Here is a 14,799-nt window from a genome sequence, read left to right on the forward strand (position 1 = left end):
CCTCAAGGCCGGCGGCGTGACCGCCCTTGCTTCGGGTGACCCCGGTCTTGCCGCCGGTCCTCTGCGGGGGCGACCCTGCACGGCCCCTCCGCCCAAGACGGGTCGGCTGCCCCGGCGTCCCCGCACCCGGCAGGGTGCGGGTTCCCCTTCACCCGCGCCCGGCGGCGTGCCGGACCCCCACCCACCCGCCCGCACCCGGCGGAGCACTGGAAACGGGCGGGAGGGTGGGAAAGGCACCGGCCCGGGCCAGGGGCGACCTGGGCGGCCGGGCAGCCGCACCCCGGAGCACCTTGGCCCCGCGCCCGGCGGGGTGCTGGAAACGGGCGGGAGGGAGGGACAAGCACCTGCCCGGGCCACGGGAAGCCCCCACAGGCGGGCAGCCGCGCCCCGGAGAGCACCCCGCATCCCGCGCCGGAAAGGCACCCGCCCGGGCCACGGGCGACCCGCACCCCCCGCCCGGGCCCCCGCAGGGGACCCCGTCAGGGCAGCACGACCACCTTGGAGCCGATCGTCGCGAAGCGCCACACCGCGTCGCCGTCCGCCCGCCCCATCCGTACGCCGCCCGTTTTCCTGGACGGGTCCGGCGACGCCATCGACCCGTCGACGGCGGCGCTGAAGCCGATGGTCACATCGTCGACGCTGGCGAAGCGCACGACGTGCTCGATGGGGACGCCGTCCGATCCGGTGACGCTGCCCGAGCGGGAGGTGACGGAGTAGGTGCCCGGCTGCGGGCTGACGGTGGACGGCATGACCTCGAAGGTCCGGATGGCCTTGTTCTTGTCGTCCACAAGCCAGACCCGCCGGTCTTTGAGCGCGTAGACCAGGCGTACACCCGTCCCGGAGTCGGCGGGCAGCACCGTGGGGTCGGGCTTCTTCGCGGCGGGTGCGCCGGAGCCGCCGGGCGCGCCGGATGCGCCGGGGGAGGGGGAGACGCTCGGCGTACGGGCCCTGCCGAGATCGTCAGGGGCGCTCGCCGAAGCCTGGTAGGCGAGGAAACCGACCGCCGCCAGCGCGGCCGCCGTGAGCCCGGCCACCATCCCCGAGCTGCTCCGTGCCACCGTCTGCCCACCTTTCACCGCGCCACCCGCGCATCCGTATGCACACCCGCGCACGCGCACACCCGCGTACCCGTACGCACCTGCTTGCACCCGCGCACCGTGTGCGCCGCGCGCACCTGCGTACCACGCGTACCCGCGCGCCGCACGCACCCGCGCATCCGTGCGTACCCGTCGTCCGTGGTGACGGTAGCAGCCGCCGTCGCCGTCCACGGGACGCCGTGCACCCCCCGCCGTGGCCGTAGGCTGTTTGCGTGCTCTTGCTCGCCGTTGATACCGCCACCCCCGCCGTCACCGCCGCTCTGCACGACGGCGGCTCCGTCGTCGCCGAGTCCTCTCGCGTCGACGCCCGCCGGCACGGGGAACTGCTGCTGCCCGCCGTCGACCGCGTTCTCGCCGAGGCGGGGGTGAAACTCGACGCCGTCACCGGTGTGGTCGTCGGCGTCGGCCCGGGCCCGTACACCGGGCTCCGCGTCGGCCTCGCGACGGCCGTGACCTTCGGCTCCGCGCTCGGGGTGCCGGTGCATGGCCTGTGCACGCTGGACGGCCTCGCCCATGCCGCCGGGCTGGACGAGCCGTGCACGGTGGTGACGGACGCCCGCCGCAAGGAGGTCTACTGGGCGCGGTACGACGCGGCGGGCAGACGGGTCACGGGGCCCGCGGTCGACCGTCCCGCGGAGATCGACGGGCAGGTCGCCGGACTCCCGGCGGTGGGCGCCGGAGCGGCGCTGTACCCCGAGGTGTTCACCGACGCCCGCGGACCGGAGCATGTGTCGGCCGCCGCGCTGGCGGATCTGGCCGCGCGGAAGCTGGCCGCGGGCGAGGAGTTCCTGCCGCCGCTGCCGCTGTATCTGCGCCGCCCCGACGCGCAGGTGCCCAAGAACTACAAGGTGGTCACCCCCAAGTGACCGCCCCCGTGCTGCGCGAGATGCGCTGGTGGGACCTGGAGCAGGTGCTGGCTCTGGAACAGGCGCTGTTCCCCGAGGACGCCTGGTCGCCGGGCATGTTCTGGTCCGAGCTGGCCCATGCGCGCGGCCCGCGGGCCACCCGCCGCTACATCGTGGCCGAGCGGCCGGCCGACGGCCGTATCGTCGGCTATGCGGGGCTGGGGGCCGCCGGCGGCCTCGGCGATGTGCTCACCATCGCCGTCGCCCCGGAGGAGCAGGGCGGCGGCCTCGGCTCCCTGCTGCTGACCGAACTGCTCCGCCACGCCACCGCCTTCGAGTGCGACGAGGTGCTCCTCGAAGTGCGGGTGGACAACACCAGGGCCCAGAAGCTGTACGAGCGCTTCGGGTTTGAACCAATCGGCTTCCGCCGCGGCTACTACCAGCCAGGCAATGTCGACGCCCTCGTCATGCGCCTGACCGTACAAGGAACTGAGAATCGACAAGATGGCTGACGAACCTCTCGTACTCGGCATCGAGACCTCCTGCGACGAGACCGGTGTCGGCATCGTCCGCGGCACGACGCTGCTCGCCGACGCCGTCGCCTCCAGCGTGGACACCCACGCCCGCTACGGCGGAGTGGTCCCGGAGATCGCCTCGCGCGCGCATCTGGAGGCGATGGTCCCGACGATCGAGCGCGCACTGAAGCAGGCGGGCGTCAGCGCCCGGGACCTCGACGGCATCGCCGTGACCGCCGGCCCCGGTCTGGCGGGCGCGCTGCTCGTCGGCGTGTCCGCGGCCAAGGCGTACGCGTACGCGCTGAACAAGCCGCTCTACGGGGTGAACCACCTCGCCTCGCACATCTGCGTCGATCAGCTGGAGCACGGCCCGCTGCCCGAGCCGACGATGGCGCTGCTGGTCTCCGGCGGCCACTCCTCGCTGCTGCTCGCGCCGGACATCACCAGCGATGTGCGCCCGATGGGCGCGACGATCGACGACGCGGCGGGCGAGGCGTTCGACAAGATCGCGCGCGTGCTCGACCTGGGCTTCCCGGGCGGTCCGGTGATCGACCGGCTGGCCAGGGAGGGCGACCCGGAGGCGATCGCCTTCCCGCGCGGGCTGAGCGGGCCGCGGGACCCCGCGTACGACTTCTCCTTCTCCGGGCTGAAGACCGCCGTGGCCCGCTGGATCGAGGCCAAGCGCGCGGCGGGCGAGGAGGTGCCCGTACGGGATGTGGCCGCGTCCTTCCAGGAGGCCGTGGTCGATGTGCTGACCCGCAAGGCCGTACGCGCCTGCAAGGACGAGGGCGTCGACCATCTGATGATCGGCGGCGGCGTCGCGGCCAACTCGCGGCTGCGGGCGCTCGCCGAGGAGCGGTGCGAACGGGCGGGCATCCGGCTGCGCGTGCCCCGGCCCGGGCTGTGCACGGACAACGGCGCGATGGTGGCGGCGCTCGGAGCGGAGATGGTGGCCCGCAACCGGCCGGTCTCCGACTTCGAACTCTCCGCGGACTCGTCGCTTCCGGTGACCGACCCGCATGTGCCGTCCCCTGCACATGATCACGATCATGATCATGTGCATGAGATCAGCAAGGAGAACCTCTACTCGTGAGGCTGGCGCTGATGTGGGAGGCCCGGGCCGTCCAGGGGCGCGGCGCGGAGCTGCTGGAGTGGGCCCGGACGCAGCGCCTCGCGCGCGATCCGCTGCGCCGTGAGACATTCCGGGCGGCCGGGGACCGGGTGCTGGTCATCACCTGGTGGGAGACCGACGACGGGGGAGCGCAGTCGCCCGAGCCGCCTGAGCTGCCGGAGCCGGACGCGGATCTGATCACCCGTCCGGTGCACCGCTGGCGCTTCGAGTCGGTCGAGGCCGCCGGGGCGGAGACTCACTGAGAGGAAATTCTGAGAAGAATTCCTCCCGGGGTGTCGATCCGGGGCCGTCCCGTTCGACGCATGGGGTGCGAGGCGGGGAACGGCCCCGCCCCCATACGGCCCGAGGAGTCACCATGCCGCGTTTTCTGTGGGAACTGCTGCGAACAAAAGCCGCCGCCCTTCCGTAACCGGGGGCTCCGCCCCCGGACCCCCGCGCCTCAATCTCCCCCAGCTGCCGCTGGGGGCACTTCCGTGGGGGTACCCCCGGACGGAGTCTGGGGGGGGAGGCATCTGGGGGAGTGTGAGGACACGGCCTTCAGGCCGTACGGGGTCTGGGGCGGAGCCCCAGTTACGGGCAGGGCCGCAGGGGAGAGCCAGCCGGCCGCCCCAGCAGCATCGTCGGCGCCCCCGCCACCCTCGTCAGAAACACCGTCACCGCGTGCGGACCATGCCCCAGCGCGGACTTCACCTTGCGGCGCAACTCCTCCGGCTCCACCGCCGAGCCGCGCTTCTTCACCGTCAGCACCCCCGCCCCGCGCTCACGCAGCAGCGCCTTGAGGCGCTTGACGTTGAAGGGAAGCTCGTCGGTGATCTCGTACGCCGTCGCATACGGCGTGGGACGCAGTTCGTCGGCGGTGATGTACGCGATCGTCCCGTCGATCAGCCCGCCGTCGAGTTCCTCGGCCGCCTCGGCGACCAGATGCGCGCGGATGACCGCGCCGTCGGGCTCGTACAGATAGCGGCCCACCTTCCGTACGGGCGGGTCGGGCAGTCCCCGGCCGGTCAGGGAGCGGGGGCCGGGCAGCAGGGTCGCCGTCACCGTGCCCGGACGGGTGCCGAACCAGAGCACGGCCTCCTTCACATCGCCTCCGTCGGAGATCCACTCCGCTTCGGCGTCGTCGGGGACCGCCTCGTGGGGGATGCCGGGGGCGACCTTCAGTGCGGCGTGGGGACGGGAGCGGGCCGCGCCGACCGCCCACGACAGGGGCGGGGAGTACGCCTCCGGGTCAAAGATCCGCCCGCTGCCCGCGCCGGGCCCGCTGCGCCCGCCGCGGGCCGTCGGCCCCGACTTGCCGCGCCGCGCGGGGTCGACGAAGACCGCGTCGTACGCCGAGACGTCGACGTCCGTCACATCCGCGCACCGGACCTCGATCAGGCCGGCGAGCCCCAGTGCCTCGGCGTTGGCCCGTACGGCCTCCGCGGTCAGCGGGTCCCGGTCCACGGCGAGGACGCGGATGCCCGCGCGGGCGAAAGCGATCGCGTCGCCGCCGATGCCGCTGCACAGATCGGCGACGCTGCGCACGCCGAGGGCGGCGAGGCGACCGGCGCGGTAAGCGGCGACGGAGCGGCGGGTCGCCTGCTCGACGCCGTTCGGGGTGAAGAACATCCGCTGTGCGTCGTCCGCGCCGAACTTGGCCGCGGCCCGCTGCCGCAGCCGCGCCTGCCCCAGGGCGGCGGAGACGAGCTCCGCCGGGTGGTCGCGGCGCAGCCGGGTGGCGACGGCCAGCTCCTGCACCGGGTCGTAGGAGGCCAGTCCCGCCAGCAGCGCCGCGCCTTCCTCGGTGCGCAGCGCGGCGAAGGAGGCGAGGGCGCCGGAGGAGGCGCCAGCAGCGCCGGAGGCATCGGGGGAGTCGGGGGAGTCGGGGGCTTCGGCGGCGTTCACCGGGACATTGTCGGCCAGGCGGGGGATGGTCCGCTCGCGGCGGCGGCTCCGGCGGGGTGTCGCACCGGGCGCGGCGCGCCGTGCTGTCAGGATGCGACGCCATGCAGCTGGTCAGACAAAAGGTAAGAAGTAGGTCGTATCGACGAACGGGAAGCGCGTCGCGGTCCGGCGTGGCGCTCGCCCTCCTGCTGGCCGCCGCCCTTGGCTCCGGCTGTGGCGTCGCGGGCGACGACGCCTCCCGGCCCGCCGCCGGCCAGGAGGCGCAGCAGGGCGCGGCCGGCGCGCTCACCGCGTATGTCGAGCGGGTGAAGAAGGAGCACGCCGCCCGCGTCGCCGCGGCCCGCACATGGGGCCTGAAGCAGACGCCGCTGACCGCCCCTTCGCCGCCCCCGGTCAAGCCGGAGATCACCACGCGCAAGGGCTTCGAGGTCGCGGGCGGAGCCTCGCTGCCGCCGGTCTTCACCACGGTGCCGGTGAAGGAGAAAGTCGTCTTCCTGACGATCGACGACGGTGCGGAGAAGGACCCGGACCTGCTGCGGATGATGTCCGAGCTGCGGATCCCGTACAGCGCCTTCCTCAGCGACTATGTGATCGACGACGACTACGGCTACTTCAAGCGGATGCAGGACCGCGGCGTCGCCCTGCACAACCACACGCTGAACCACCGCTATCTGCCCGCGCTGTCGTACGCCGAGCAGAAGCGGGAGATCTGCGGCCAGCAGGACAAGCTGGAGAAGCGTTACGGCACCCGGCCCCGGCTGTTCCGGCCGCCGTACGGCAACTACAACAAGGACACGCTGCGCGCCGCACAGTCGTGCGGGATCAAGGCGGTGCCGCTGTGGGCGGCCGAGGGGTTCCCCGACCGGATGGAGTGGCGGGAGTGGGACCGGGATCTGCACCCGGGCGACATCATCCTCACGCACTTCAGGGGGCGGGGGGACTGGAAGGGCACGATGCCGGACATGATCCGTCGGGTGATGAACACGGTGACGGCGAAGGGTTACGCCGTCGCCAGGCTGGAGGACTACGTCTGAGCTGCGTCTAAGCCGCGCCTCCGTGGCGTGCCTGAGCTGCGGTCTGAGAAGCGGGAACGCGGCTGGACGCGGCTGCCGGGCGGGCCGCGCGGGCGGCGGCCTTCGGACACCGCACGGCCGAAACGGGTGCTCTACTGGCACTCCGCTTGACCGAGTGCTAATCGCAGTCATAGTCTCGGCTCTGGCACTCCCCACCGGAGAGTGCCAGACACAGCGACGGGCAGGTCCGGCACCCGCGACGACGGATCCACCTGGTCGCCACCTCAGATCAGTTAACCCCGTGAGATCTCCGAAGGGGGAGGTCGGATCGTGACGACCACCAGCTCCAAGGTTGCCATCAAGCCGCTTGAGGACCGTATCGTGGTCCAGCCGCTCGACGCCGAGCAGACCACGGCCTCTGGCCTGGTCATTCCGGACACCGCCAAGGAGAAGCCCCAGGAGGGCGCTGTCCTGGCCGTGGGCCCGGGCCGTTTCGAGAACGGCGAGCGCCTGCCGCTCGACGTCAAGGTCGGCGACGTCGTGCTCTACAGCAAGTACGGCGGCACCGAGGTGAAGTACAACGGCGACGAGTACCTCGTCCTCTCCGCTCGCGACGTGCTCGCGATCATCGAGAAGTAATTCACCCGGCATTGCCGTGATCTGCGCCCCTGGCCCCCCGCGTACCTATGTAAGCCGGGCGCCGGGGGCGCAGTTCCATTGAGAGGACTGAGAAGCTCCCATGGCGAAGATCCTGAAGTTCGACGAGGACGCGCGTCGCGCCCTTGAGCGCGGCGTCAACAAGCTGGCCGACACCGTCAAGGTGACCATCGGCCCCCGCGGTCGCAACGTTGTCATCGACAAGAAGTTCGGCGCGCCCACCATCACCAACGACGGTGTGACCATCGCCCGTGAGGTGGAGGTCGAGGACGCGTACGAGAACCTCGGCGCGCAGCTCGTCAAGGAGGTGGCGACCAAGACCAACGACATCGCGGGCGACGGCACCACCACCGCCACCGTGCTGGCCCAGGCGCTGGTCCGCGAGGGTCTGCGCAACGTGGCCGCCGGCGCCTCCCCGGCCGCTCTGAAGCGGGGCATCGACGCCGCGGTCAAGGCCGTCTCCGACGAGCTGATCGCCACCGCCCGCCCGATTGAGGAGAAGACCGACATCGCTGCGGTCGCCGCGCTCTCCGCGCAGGACCAGCAGGTCGGCGAGCTGATCGCCGAGGCGATGGACAAGGTCGGCAAGGACGGTGTGATCACCGTCGAGGAGTCCAACACCTTCGGTCTTGAGCTGGACTTCACCGAGGGCATGGCCTTCGACAAGGGCTACCTCTCCCCGTACATGGTCACCGACCAGGAGCGTATGGAGGCCGTCCTCGACGACCCGTACATCCTGATCCACCAGGGCAAGATCTCCGCGATCCAGGACCTGCTGCCGCTGCTTGAGAAGATCATCCAGGCCGGCTCCAGCAAGCCGCTGCTGATCATCGCCGAGGACGTCGAGGGCGAGGCACTGTCCACCCTCGTCGTCAACAAGATCCGCGGCACCTTCAACGCGGTGGCCGTCAAGGCCCCCGGCTTCGGCGACCGCCGCAAGGCGATGCTCGGCGACATGGCCACCCTCACCGGCGCCACCGTCATCGCCGAGGAGGTCGGCCTCAAGCTGGACCAGGCCGGTCTCGACGTGCTGGGCAGCGCCCGCCGTGTGACCGTCACCAAGGACGACACGACGATCGTCGACGGCGGCGGAAACGCCGAGGACGTCAAGGGCCGCGTCAACCAGATCAAGGCCGAGATCGAGACCACCGACTCCGACTGGGACCGCGAGAAGCTCCAGGAGCGCCTCGCCAAGCTGGCCGGCGGTGTGTGCGTGATCCGGGTCGGCGCCGCCACCGAAGTGGAGCTGAAGGAGAAGAAGCACCGTCTGGAGGACGCCATCTCCGCGACCCGCGCAGCGGTCGAGGAGGGCATCGTCTCCGGTGGCGGCTCCGCGCTGGTCCACGCGGCCAAGGTGCTTGAGGACAGCCTCGGCAAGGAGGGCGACGAGGCCACCGGTGTCGCCGTCGTCCGCCGCGCGGTCGTCGAGCCGCTGCGCTGGATCGCCGAGAACGCCGGCCTGGAGGGCTACGTGATCACCTCCAAGGTGGCCGAGCTGGACAAGGGCCAGGGCTTCAACGCCGCCACCGGCGAGTACGGCGACCTGGTCAAGGCCGGCGTCATCGACCCGGTCAAGGTCACCCGCTCCGCCCTGGAGAACGCCGCCTCCATCGCCTCCCTGCTGCTCACGACCGAGACCCTGGTCGTCGAGAAGAAGGAAGAGGAGGAGGCCGACGCGGGCCACGGCCACGGTCACGGCCACGCCCACTGACGCGCCTCCGGCGCGCTGTTGACGCCCGTCTCTGACGCACGTCGCGCCGCACGCCGATGAGGCCCGGCACCCCGCTCACGGGGCGCCGGGCCTCACGGCTTTCCGCCCCGCTTTCCTCTGGGCCGTCGCTGACCGCCGTGCCCTGGACGGCGACGCCGCCGACAGCGCTACTGGGGCCCGTACTTGCGGCCTGTCCTGGAGGTGATCCCGCCGAGCAGGGCACGCGGCGTCAGCTTCACCACCCCCATCAGCGCCTTGTAGCGCGGGTCCGGAACCGACAGGGTCTTGCCGCGCGCCAGGTCCGCCAGCGCCTCCGCGACCAGCTTGTCCGCGTCCAGCCACATCCACCCCGGGATGTTGTCTGTCCCCATCCCGGCCCGCTGGTGGAACTCGGTCCGCACAAAGCCCGGGCAGAGCGCCATCAGCCGCACCCCGGAACCGGCCATGTCCCGCGCCGCGCCCTGGGTGAACTGCACCACCCACGCCTTGGACGCGCCATAGGTGCCGCGCGGCACGAACGCGGCGACCGAGGCCACATTGACCACCCCGCCCCGACCGCGCTCCCGCATCGACTCGGCCGCGGCCGAGGTCAGCCGCAGCACTGCCTCGCAGTGCACCTTCAGCATCGTCAGCTCATCGGCCATGGGCACCTCCAGAAAGCGCCCCTTGTTGCCGAAGCCCGCGTTGTTGACGAGCAGATCGACCGGCTCCCTGCGGTCGACGAGCCTGCGCTCGACCGCCGTGATTCCCTCCTCCGTCGCCAGATCGGCCGTCAGCACCTCCGCCTCGATGCCATGCCGGTCGTGCAGCTCCGTGGCCTGTCGCTGAAGGCGCTCGGTGTCACGGGCCACCAGCACCAGGTTGTGGCCCTGAGACCCGAGCCGCCGGGCGAACGCGGCGCCGATCCCCGCGGTCGCTCCCGTAATCAGTGCAGTCGTCATAGGCGGCACGTTAGTGCCCCTCGTGACCCTCCGGGACATGGACCCGGCCGGCCTTCTGCCCCTGGTCGACCACCACGAACTGGCCCATCATCCCCAGGTCCTCGTGGTACAGCAGATGGCAGTGGTACATATACGGAACGTCCGGATCTGGGGGTCCGTCGAACCGCATCGCCAGTTTCACGGTCGTGCGTCCGGGGACGAATATCGTGTCCTTCGCGCCGCGCAGCTCCGCCGGCGGCCGCTTGCCGTCCACCTCCAGCACCCGGAACTGCACGTCGTGCACATGGAAGTTGTGCGGAGTGCCGTGCTCATTGCGCACCGTCCAGGTCTCCGCGGTGCCGCGCGTGACCGTCTCGTCGATCCGGCCCATGTCCATCTTCTTGCCGTTGATGCCCGACGTCCGCAGCCCGAAGAACCGCCCCCGGACCGTGTCGGAGGCCTTCGGCAGCTCCAGTTCGCCCAGCCGGTCCGGGATCTCGGGTGAGGGACGCAGCTTCTGGCCGGCCCTCAGCTGGAGTATGTCGAAGGTGTCGTCGCCGCCGTTGAAGCGCTTCTGCCAGCCTTCTCCCAGATCCTGCGGCGGGAAGCTGCGCAGCACTGTCTTCTCGCCCGGCTCCATCCGTACGACGATCTCGGCGCGCTCGCCGGGCGAGAGCCGTATCCGGTCCATGGGCACGGCCTGCTCCAGCAGCCCGCCGTCCGTGCCGATCAGTGAGAACTCCCGGCCGTCGGAGAATCCGAAGGCGTAGACACGCGCGGTCGAGGCGTTGAGCAGCCGCAGCCGCACCCGCTCGTCCCGGACCTCCCTATAGGGGTCGAGCGTGCCGTTGACCATCGTGCGGTCACCGAGGAAGCCGGTGTCGCTCATCAGCCGGTGCCCGTGATCGAACTCCGCTCCGTCGAACCGCACATCCTGGACGATGACCGGCAGATCGTCGACTCCGTAGGTCTTCGGCAGCGCAAGGCCCGAGGACCGCTCGTCGTCCAGCAGGAGCATCCCGGCCAGCCCGCGCTGCACATGCTTCTCCGTCTTGCCGTGCGGATGCGGGTGGTACCAGAGGGAGGCGGCGGGCTGATCCACCGTCCAGTGCGGCGTCCACGTCCGGCCGGGGGCGACCATCTGGTGCGGGCCCCCGTCCATGGCCGCGGGCAGATGCATCCCGTGCCAGTGCACGGTGGACGCCTCGCCGAGCCGGTTGGCGACCTTCACCTCGACCTTCTCCCCGCGTGCCGCCCGCAGCGTCGGACCGAGATAGTCGCCGTTGAAGCCCCAGGTCGGCGTCTTCTTCCCCCGTATGAACTCCTTGTGCCCGGACTGCATCGTCAGATCGAAGACGCGTGTCCCGTCCGCTTTCACCCGCGACTTCGCGAGTGGCGGAACGGCCAGCTCGTTGCGGAACGTGGTTGAGCCGGCGGTGGACACCTTGGCGTCGGAGTACAGCCACACGGCCCCGCCGCCGAGCGCCAGGCCGGCGACGACGGCGACCGTCGTGACGAGAATGATGACGCGCTTGAGTCGGGACATGGCTCCAGACTCCCGGCCCGCGCTCGCGCGCACATCGGGGACGGCCCCCGAGCGATCCCCGAAACAACTCCCCGGACCCGTCGGGGATTTCCCCTACGAGTCGCCGTCGCCGTACTTCTCGACATAGGCGAGCGCGTCCCTGCGCAGGCCGGCGTGGAGCGCGTCCCCCGCGGCGAGCACCTCAGGCAGCAGCCTCCGCTCCAGCGTCTCGGCGCGGAACGCCTTCTGAACGGTCACGTCGTGGTCCGGACGGTGCACGATCTCGATCGGGTCGCCCGCGCGGATCTCGCCGGACTCGACGACCCGCAGATATGCCCCCGGCGCGGAGTCCTGGGTGAATCGTTTCACCCAGCCCTTCTCTCCCAGCCAGGCCGCGAACGTACGGCAGGGGACGCGGCCGCTGGTCACCTCCAGCACCAGATCCCCGCCGATCCGCCAGCGCTCGCCGATCTTCGCACCGGTCACGTCCACCCCGCTGACGGTGAGGTTCTCGCCGAACGCGCCATTGGGAAGCGGCCGGCCGAGCTCGCGCTCCCAGCGGTCGAGATCCTCGCGGGCGAAGGCGTAGACCGCCTGGTCCGAACCGCCGTGGTGGCGCAGATCGCAGATGGAGTCCCCGGCGAGGCCGCTGCCGCCCTGCCCCTTGGGCCCCGGTTCCGTCACCCGGACGGGGCCTTCCACGGGCCGCTTGTCGATCCCTGTCACGCCGATGTCGGCGTAGGCGACGGCCTTGGGACGTCCCACGTTCACGGTCAGCAGCTGCCTGGGCTTCATAACGGACACGCTAACCCTCACGCCCCAAGACAACCAATCGATATCCTCACCAACACCCAAGGGTCCCTTATATTTAAGAGGTGATCGAAGCCCGTCATCTCCGCGTCCTGCGTGCCGTGGCCGCCACCGGGTCCTTCTCCGCGGCAGCCCGCGAGCTGGGCTGCACCCAGCCGGCCGTTAGCCAGCAGATGAAGGCGCTCGAAGCGTCCGCCGGCACACCGCTGCTGATCCGGACGGGCCGGGAAATGCGTCTGACGCAGGCGGGTGAGGCGCTGGTGCGCCACGCCGCGGGCATCCTCGCCGGGCTCACCGCCGCCGAGGAGGAGGTCGCCGCCATCGCTGGGCTGCGCGCGGGCCGGGTGCGGCTGGTGTCCTTCTCCAGCGGCAGCTCCACACTGGTGCCGACCGCCCTGGCCGCCCTGCGTGCGGCGCATCCGGGCACCCGCGTCTCCCTCGTCGAGGCCGAGCCGCCGCGCTCGGTGGAGATGCTGCGCGAAGGCGACTGCGATGTGGCTCTCGCCTTCCGCTACTACGCCTCGGGCGCGGAGGCGGAGTGGGCGGATCTCGTGGTGCGACCGCTGCTCACCGACCGGCTCGTCGGACTGGTCCCCGAAGGGCACCGTCTCGCCGCCTCGGGGCAGGTCGCCATCGCGGAGCTGGCCGGCGAACCCTGGATCGCGGGCTGCCCGCGCTGTCGCCGCCAGCTGGTCCGGGTCTGCGAGGACGCGGGTTTCACCCCGCGCATCGATTTCGCCACCGACGACTACCCGGCGGTGATCGGACTGGTCGGCGCGGGACTCGGCGTGGCGGTGCTGCCCGAGCTGGCGCTGGAATCGGTGCGTCCCAAGGGGGCGTGCACCGTCTCCGTGGAACCCGCCGTCCACCGCGAGATCGTCGCCCTCACGCTCCCCGACCTGGCGCAGGTGCCGGCCGTCGCGGCCACCCTCGACCAGCTCACCGCCGCCGCGGGCCCCCGGTGACCTGGCTCAGCCGACCCGGCAGGCTCAGCTGACCAGGCCGACCTGACCAGCCCGACCTGATCAGGCTGCGGTGATCAGGTCGGGCTGATCAGGCTGCGGTGACTCAGGGCTGGGATCGGGGCCACCGCCCGTGTCCGCAGGCCGGGGCTCAGCTCCGTCCCGCGCCCGTGCTGCTCGCGGCCGGAACCAGCCGGTGCCGGGCGCGCCCCATCAGTTCCTCGCGTTCGTCCTCGGTCAGCCCGCCCCACACGCCGTACGGCTCCCGCACCGCCAGCGCATGGGCCGCGCACTCGGCGCGGACCGGGCACCTCATGCAGACCTCCTTCGCCGAGTTCTCGCGCGCACTCCGCGCTGCGCCACGCTCGCCCTCGGGGTGGAAGAAGAGCGAGCTGTCGACCCCACGGCATGCCGCGAGGAGCTGCCAGTCCCACAGATCGGCGTTGGGCCCCGGAAGACGGGAGAAATCTGCCATGGCGTGTCCCCTTGAAACCGTGCTGAGTGGATACAGGTGGATTGCAGGACAGGTCGGAAACGGCCGGATGCGAGTCGGATGCGGCATCCGTCCATGCCCAACGACCGTACATCTACTGTCTAAGTAGATGTAAATATGACTCATTGCGAATCTAGCCACAGACACTGGCAAAAGGGAAGAAAAGCCGCTGAATGGGGCATAGTCGCTGGACGGAAGGGCGTGTGAGCTGTGGCGCTCTTCTCCGCGCTCGACCCCTCACGTGGAGTGTTGAAGGCGGCCGGCCGACCCGTAACTCTTTCGGGTGACCGTCGTTGAGAGTGCGGAGGCGGTTGAAGGAAGAAGCCCTCGGGCACATGTCTGAGAGCGTCAACCGCACAGGTGACGAAACGTACCCAGCCTGGAGGCTCAAGGTGACGCGCATCAGCTGCGGAGGACGGCCATGACTTCCGTCCTCGTCTGCGACGACTCCCCGCTTGCCCGAGAGGCGCTGCGCCGCGCGGTAGCGACCGTGCCCGGCGTCGAGCGCGTGACGACCGCGGCCAACGGCGAGGAAGTCCTCCGCCGCTGGGGCGCCGATCGCTCGGATCTGATTCTGATGGACGTACGCATGCCCGGACTGGGCGGCGTCGAGACCGTCCGCCGGCTGCTCTCCGCCGACCCCGGCGCTCGGATCATCATGCTGACCGTGGCCGAGGACCTGGACGGCGTGGCGCTGGCCGTCGCCGCCGGGGCGCGCGGCTATCTGCACAAGGACGCCTCGCGCGCCGAACTGCGCGCGACCGTCACCCAGGCGCTCGCCGACCCCACCTGGCGACTCGCCCCGCGTCGGCTGCGCTCCGCCGAGATGGGCGCCGCGCCCACGCTCACCGCGCGCGAGATCCAGGTGCTCGAAGGCATGAGCCACGGCCGGTCCAACGCCGAGATCGGCCGGGAGCTCTTCCTCTCAGAGGACACGGTGAAGACGCACGCCAGGCGGCTCTTCAAGAAGCTCGGCGCCTCTGACCGGGCGCACGCGGTGGCGCTCGGATTCCGCTGGGGACTCGTTCGCTAGGCAGCGGGCAGCGGATCGGGATCTCGATCAGGGTCGGCCGAGTGGGCCGAGGACAAGCCGTAAGCGGGGGCGCTGCCGGCCCCGCCCGCCGCCGGGTGGGCGGGGCCGGCGGCGGCGGTGGGCATCCGTTTCCCGCGCGATGCCGCATCCTTGAGGGGTGGAGTTCCTCGGGGACGAGTCGGTCGAGCGGGAGGGGAGGGCG

General features: G+C 71.3%; 15 protein-coding genes. 9 read left to right on the top strand and 6 right to left on the bottom strand.

The genetic code is table 11. The features are described from left to right. Nucleotides 1–479 precede the first annotated feature (479 nt). A complete protein-coding gene (locus OF819_RS09315; RefSeq protein WP_267243050.1) occupies nucleotides 480–1,034 on the bottom strand; it encodes a hypothetical protein in 555 nt (184 codons plus the stop codon). Nucleotides 1,035–1,309: 275 nt separating this feature from the next. Here OF819_RS09315 and tsaB point away from each other — a divergent pair, with 275 nt between their 5' ends. The 4 genes from tsaB to OF819_RS09335 are packed head-to-tail and all read left to right on the top strand — an operon-like array spanning nucleotide 1,310 to nucleotide 3,831. Then, complete coding sequence (gene tsaB, locus OF819_RS09320; RefSeq protein WP_267242920.1) at nucleotides 1,310–1,963, top strand: tRNA (adenosine(37)-N6)-threonylcarbamoyltransferase complex dimerization subunit type 1 TsaB; 654 nt, start codon at nucleotides 1,310–1,312, stop codon at nucleotides 1,961–1,963. Further along, complete coding sequence (gene rimI, locus OF819_RS09325; protein ID WP_267242921.1) at nucleotides 1,960–2,454, top strand: ribosomal protein S18-alanine N-acetyltransferase; 495 nt, start codon at nucleotides 1,960–1,962, stop codon at nucleotides 2,452–2,454. Before tsaB ends, rimI begins: the two co-directional genes overlap by 4 nt. Then, on the top strand, nucleotides 2,447–3,550 hold the full coding sequence (gene tsaD, locus OF819_RS09330) for a tRNA (adenosine(37)-N6)-threonylcarbamoyltransferase complex transferase subunit TsaD (protein WP_267242922.1): 1,104 nt from the start codon (nucleotides 2,447–2,449) through the stop codon (nucleotides 3,548–3,550). Before rimI ends, tsaD begins: the two co-directional genes overlap by 8 nt. Next, on the top strand, nucleotides 3,547–3,831 hold the full coding sequence (locus tag OF819_RS09335; protein ID WP_267242923.1) for a hypothetical protein: 285 nt from the start codon (nucleotides 3,547–3,549) through the stop codon (nucleotides 3,829–3,831). Before tsaD ends, OF819_RS09335 begins: the two co-directional genes overlap by 4 nt. Nucleotides 3,832–4,159: 328 nt before the next feature. Here the strand turns inward: OF819_RS09335 and OF819_RS09340 are convergent, their stop codons facing one another. Further along, complete coding sequence (locus OF819_RS09340) at nucleotides 4,160–5,473, bottom strand: THUMP-like domain-containing protein (protein ID WP_416370494.1); 1,314 nt, start codon at nucleotides 5,471–5,473, stop codon at nucleotides 4,160–4,162. A 101-nt stretch (nucleotides 5,474–5,574) separates the two neighbouring features. Between OF819_RS09340 and OF819_RS09345 the strand changes: the two genes are divergently transcribed. From OF819_RS09345 to groL, 3 genes are all read left to right on the top strand, one after another. Further along, nucleotides 5,575–6,507, top strand: a complete 933-nt coding sequence (locus tag OF819_RS09345) for a polysaccharide deacetylase family protein (protein ID WP_267242924.1) — start codon at nucleotides 5,575–5,577, stop codon at nucleotides 6,505–6,507. Nucleotides 6,508–6,816: 309 nt separating this feature from the next. Beyond that, nucleotides 6,817–7,125, top strand: coding sequence for a co-chaperone GroES (groES, locus tag OF819_RS09350; protein WP_066995800.1), 309 nt, complete (start codon nucleotides 6,817–6,819; stop codon nucleotides 7,123–7,125). Nucleotides 7,126–7,225: 100 nt separating this feature from the next. After that, entirely contained in the window at nucleotides 7,226–8,854 is a 1,629-nt protein-coding gene (gene groL / locus OF819_RS09355; RefSeq protein WP_267242925.1) for a chaperonin GroEL, read from the top strand. Nucleotides 8,855–9,021: 167 nt separating this feature from the next. Here the strand turns inward: groL and OF819_RS09360 are convergent, their stop codons facing one another. The 3 genes from OF819_RS09360 to OF819_RS09370 form a co-directional block, all read right to left on the bottom strand. Then, on the bottom strand, nucleotides 9,022–9,795 hold the full coding sequence (locus tag OF819_RS09360; protein ID WP_267242926.1) for an SDR family NAD(P)-dependent oxidoreductase: 774 nt from the start codon (nucleotides 9,793–9,795) through the stop codon (nucleotides 9,022–9,024). A gap of 10 nt (nucleotides 9,796–9,805) precedes the next feature. Further along, complete coding sequence (locus OF819_RS09365; protein ID WP_267242927.1) at nucleotides 9,806–11,320, bottom strand: multicopper oxidase family protein; 1,515 nt, start codon at nucleotides 11,318–11,320, stop codon at nucleotides 9,806–9,808. 93 nt (nucleotides 11,321–11,413) lie between these two features. Continuing rightward, on the bottom strand, nucleotides 11,414–12,094 hold the full coding sequence (locus OF819_RS09370) for an MOSC domain-containing protein (protein ID WP_267242928.1): 681 nt from the start codon (nucleotides 12,092–12,094) through the stop codon (nucleotides 11,414–11,416). An 80-nt stretch (nucleotides 12,095–12,174) separates the two neighbouring features. Between OF819_RS09370 and OF819_RS09375 the strand changes: the two genes are divergently transcribed. Further along, nucleotides 12,175–13,074, top strand: a complete 900-nt coding sequence (locus tag OF819_RS09375; protein WP_267242929.1) for a LysR family transcriptional regulator — start codon at nucleotides 12,175–12,177, stop codon at nucleotides 13,072–13,074. 148 nt (nucleotides 13,075–13,222) lie between these two features. Here the strand turns inward: OF819_RS09375 and OF819_RS09380 are convergent, their stop codons facing one another. Next, entirely contained in the window at nucleotides 13,223–13,546 is a 324-nt protein-coding gene (locus tag OF819_RS09380) for a WhiB family transcriptional regulator (RefSeq protein ID WP_267242930.1), read from the bottom strand. Nucleotides 13,547–13,985: 439 nt separating this feature from the next. Here OF819_RS09380 and OF819_RS09385 point away from each other — a divergent pair, with 439 nt between their 5' ends. Next, nucleotides 13,986–14,597 (top strand): response regulator transcription factor, encoded by a 612-nt coding sequence (locus OF819_RS09385; RefSeq protein ID WP_003948568.1) that lies wholly within the window; start codon nucleotides 13,986–13,988, stop codon nucleotides 14,595–14,597. Nucleotides 14,598–14,799 lie beyond the last annotated feature (202 nt).

Origin of the sequence: Streptomyces sp. PR69 (assembly GCF_026420845.1) — a bacterium.
In the GTDB taxonomy this organism is placed as follows: domain Bacteria; phylum Actinomycetota; class Actinomycetes; order Streptomycetales; family Streptomycetaceae; genus Streptomyces.

Bases quoted from the DNA above. Each gene is read 5' to 3' on its own strand.
- tsaD (WP_267242922.1), top strand. From the start codon at position 2,447: ATGGCTGACGAACCTCTCGTACTCGGCATCGAGACCTCCTGCGACGAG.
- OF819_RS09345 (WP_267242924.1), top strand. From the start codon at position 5,575: ATGCAGCTGGTCAGACAAAAGGTAAGAAGTAGGTCGTATCGACGAACG.
- groL (WP_267242925.1), top strand. From the start codon at position 7,226: ATGGCGAAGATCCTGAAGTTCGACGAGGACGCGCGTCGCGCCCTTGAG.
- OF819_RS09360 (WP_267242926.1), bottom strand. From the start codon at position 9,795: ATGACGACTGCACTGATTACGGGAGCGACCGCGGGGATCGGCGCCGCG.
- OF819_RS09365 (WP_267242927.1), bottom strand. From the start codon at position 11,320: ATGTCCCGACTCAAGCGCGTCATCATTCTCGTCACGACGGTCGCCGTC.
- OF819_RS09370 (WP_267242928.1), bottom strand. From the start codon at position 12,094: ATGAAGCCCAGGCAGCTGCTGACCGTGAACGTGGGACGTCCCAAGGCC.
- OF819_RS09380 (WP_267242930.1), bottom strand. From the start codon at position 13,546: ATGGCAGATTTCTCCCGTCTTCCGGGGCCCAACGCCGATCTGTGGGAC.
- OF819_RS09385 (WP_003948568.1), top strand. From the start codon at position 13,986: ATGACTTCCGTCCTCGTCTGCGACGACTCCCCGCTTGCCCGAGAGGCG.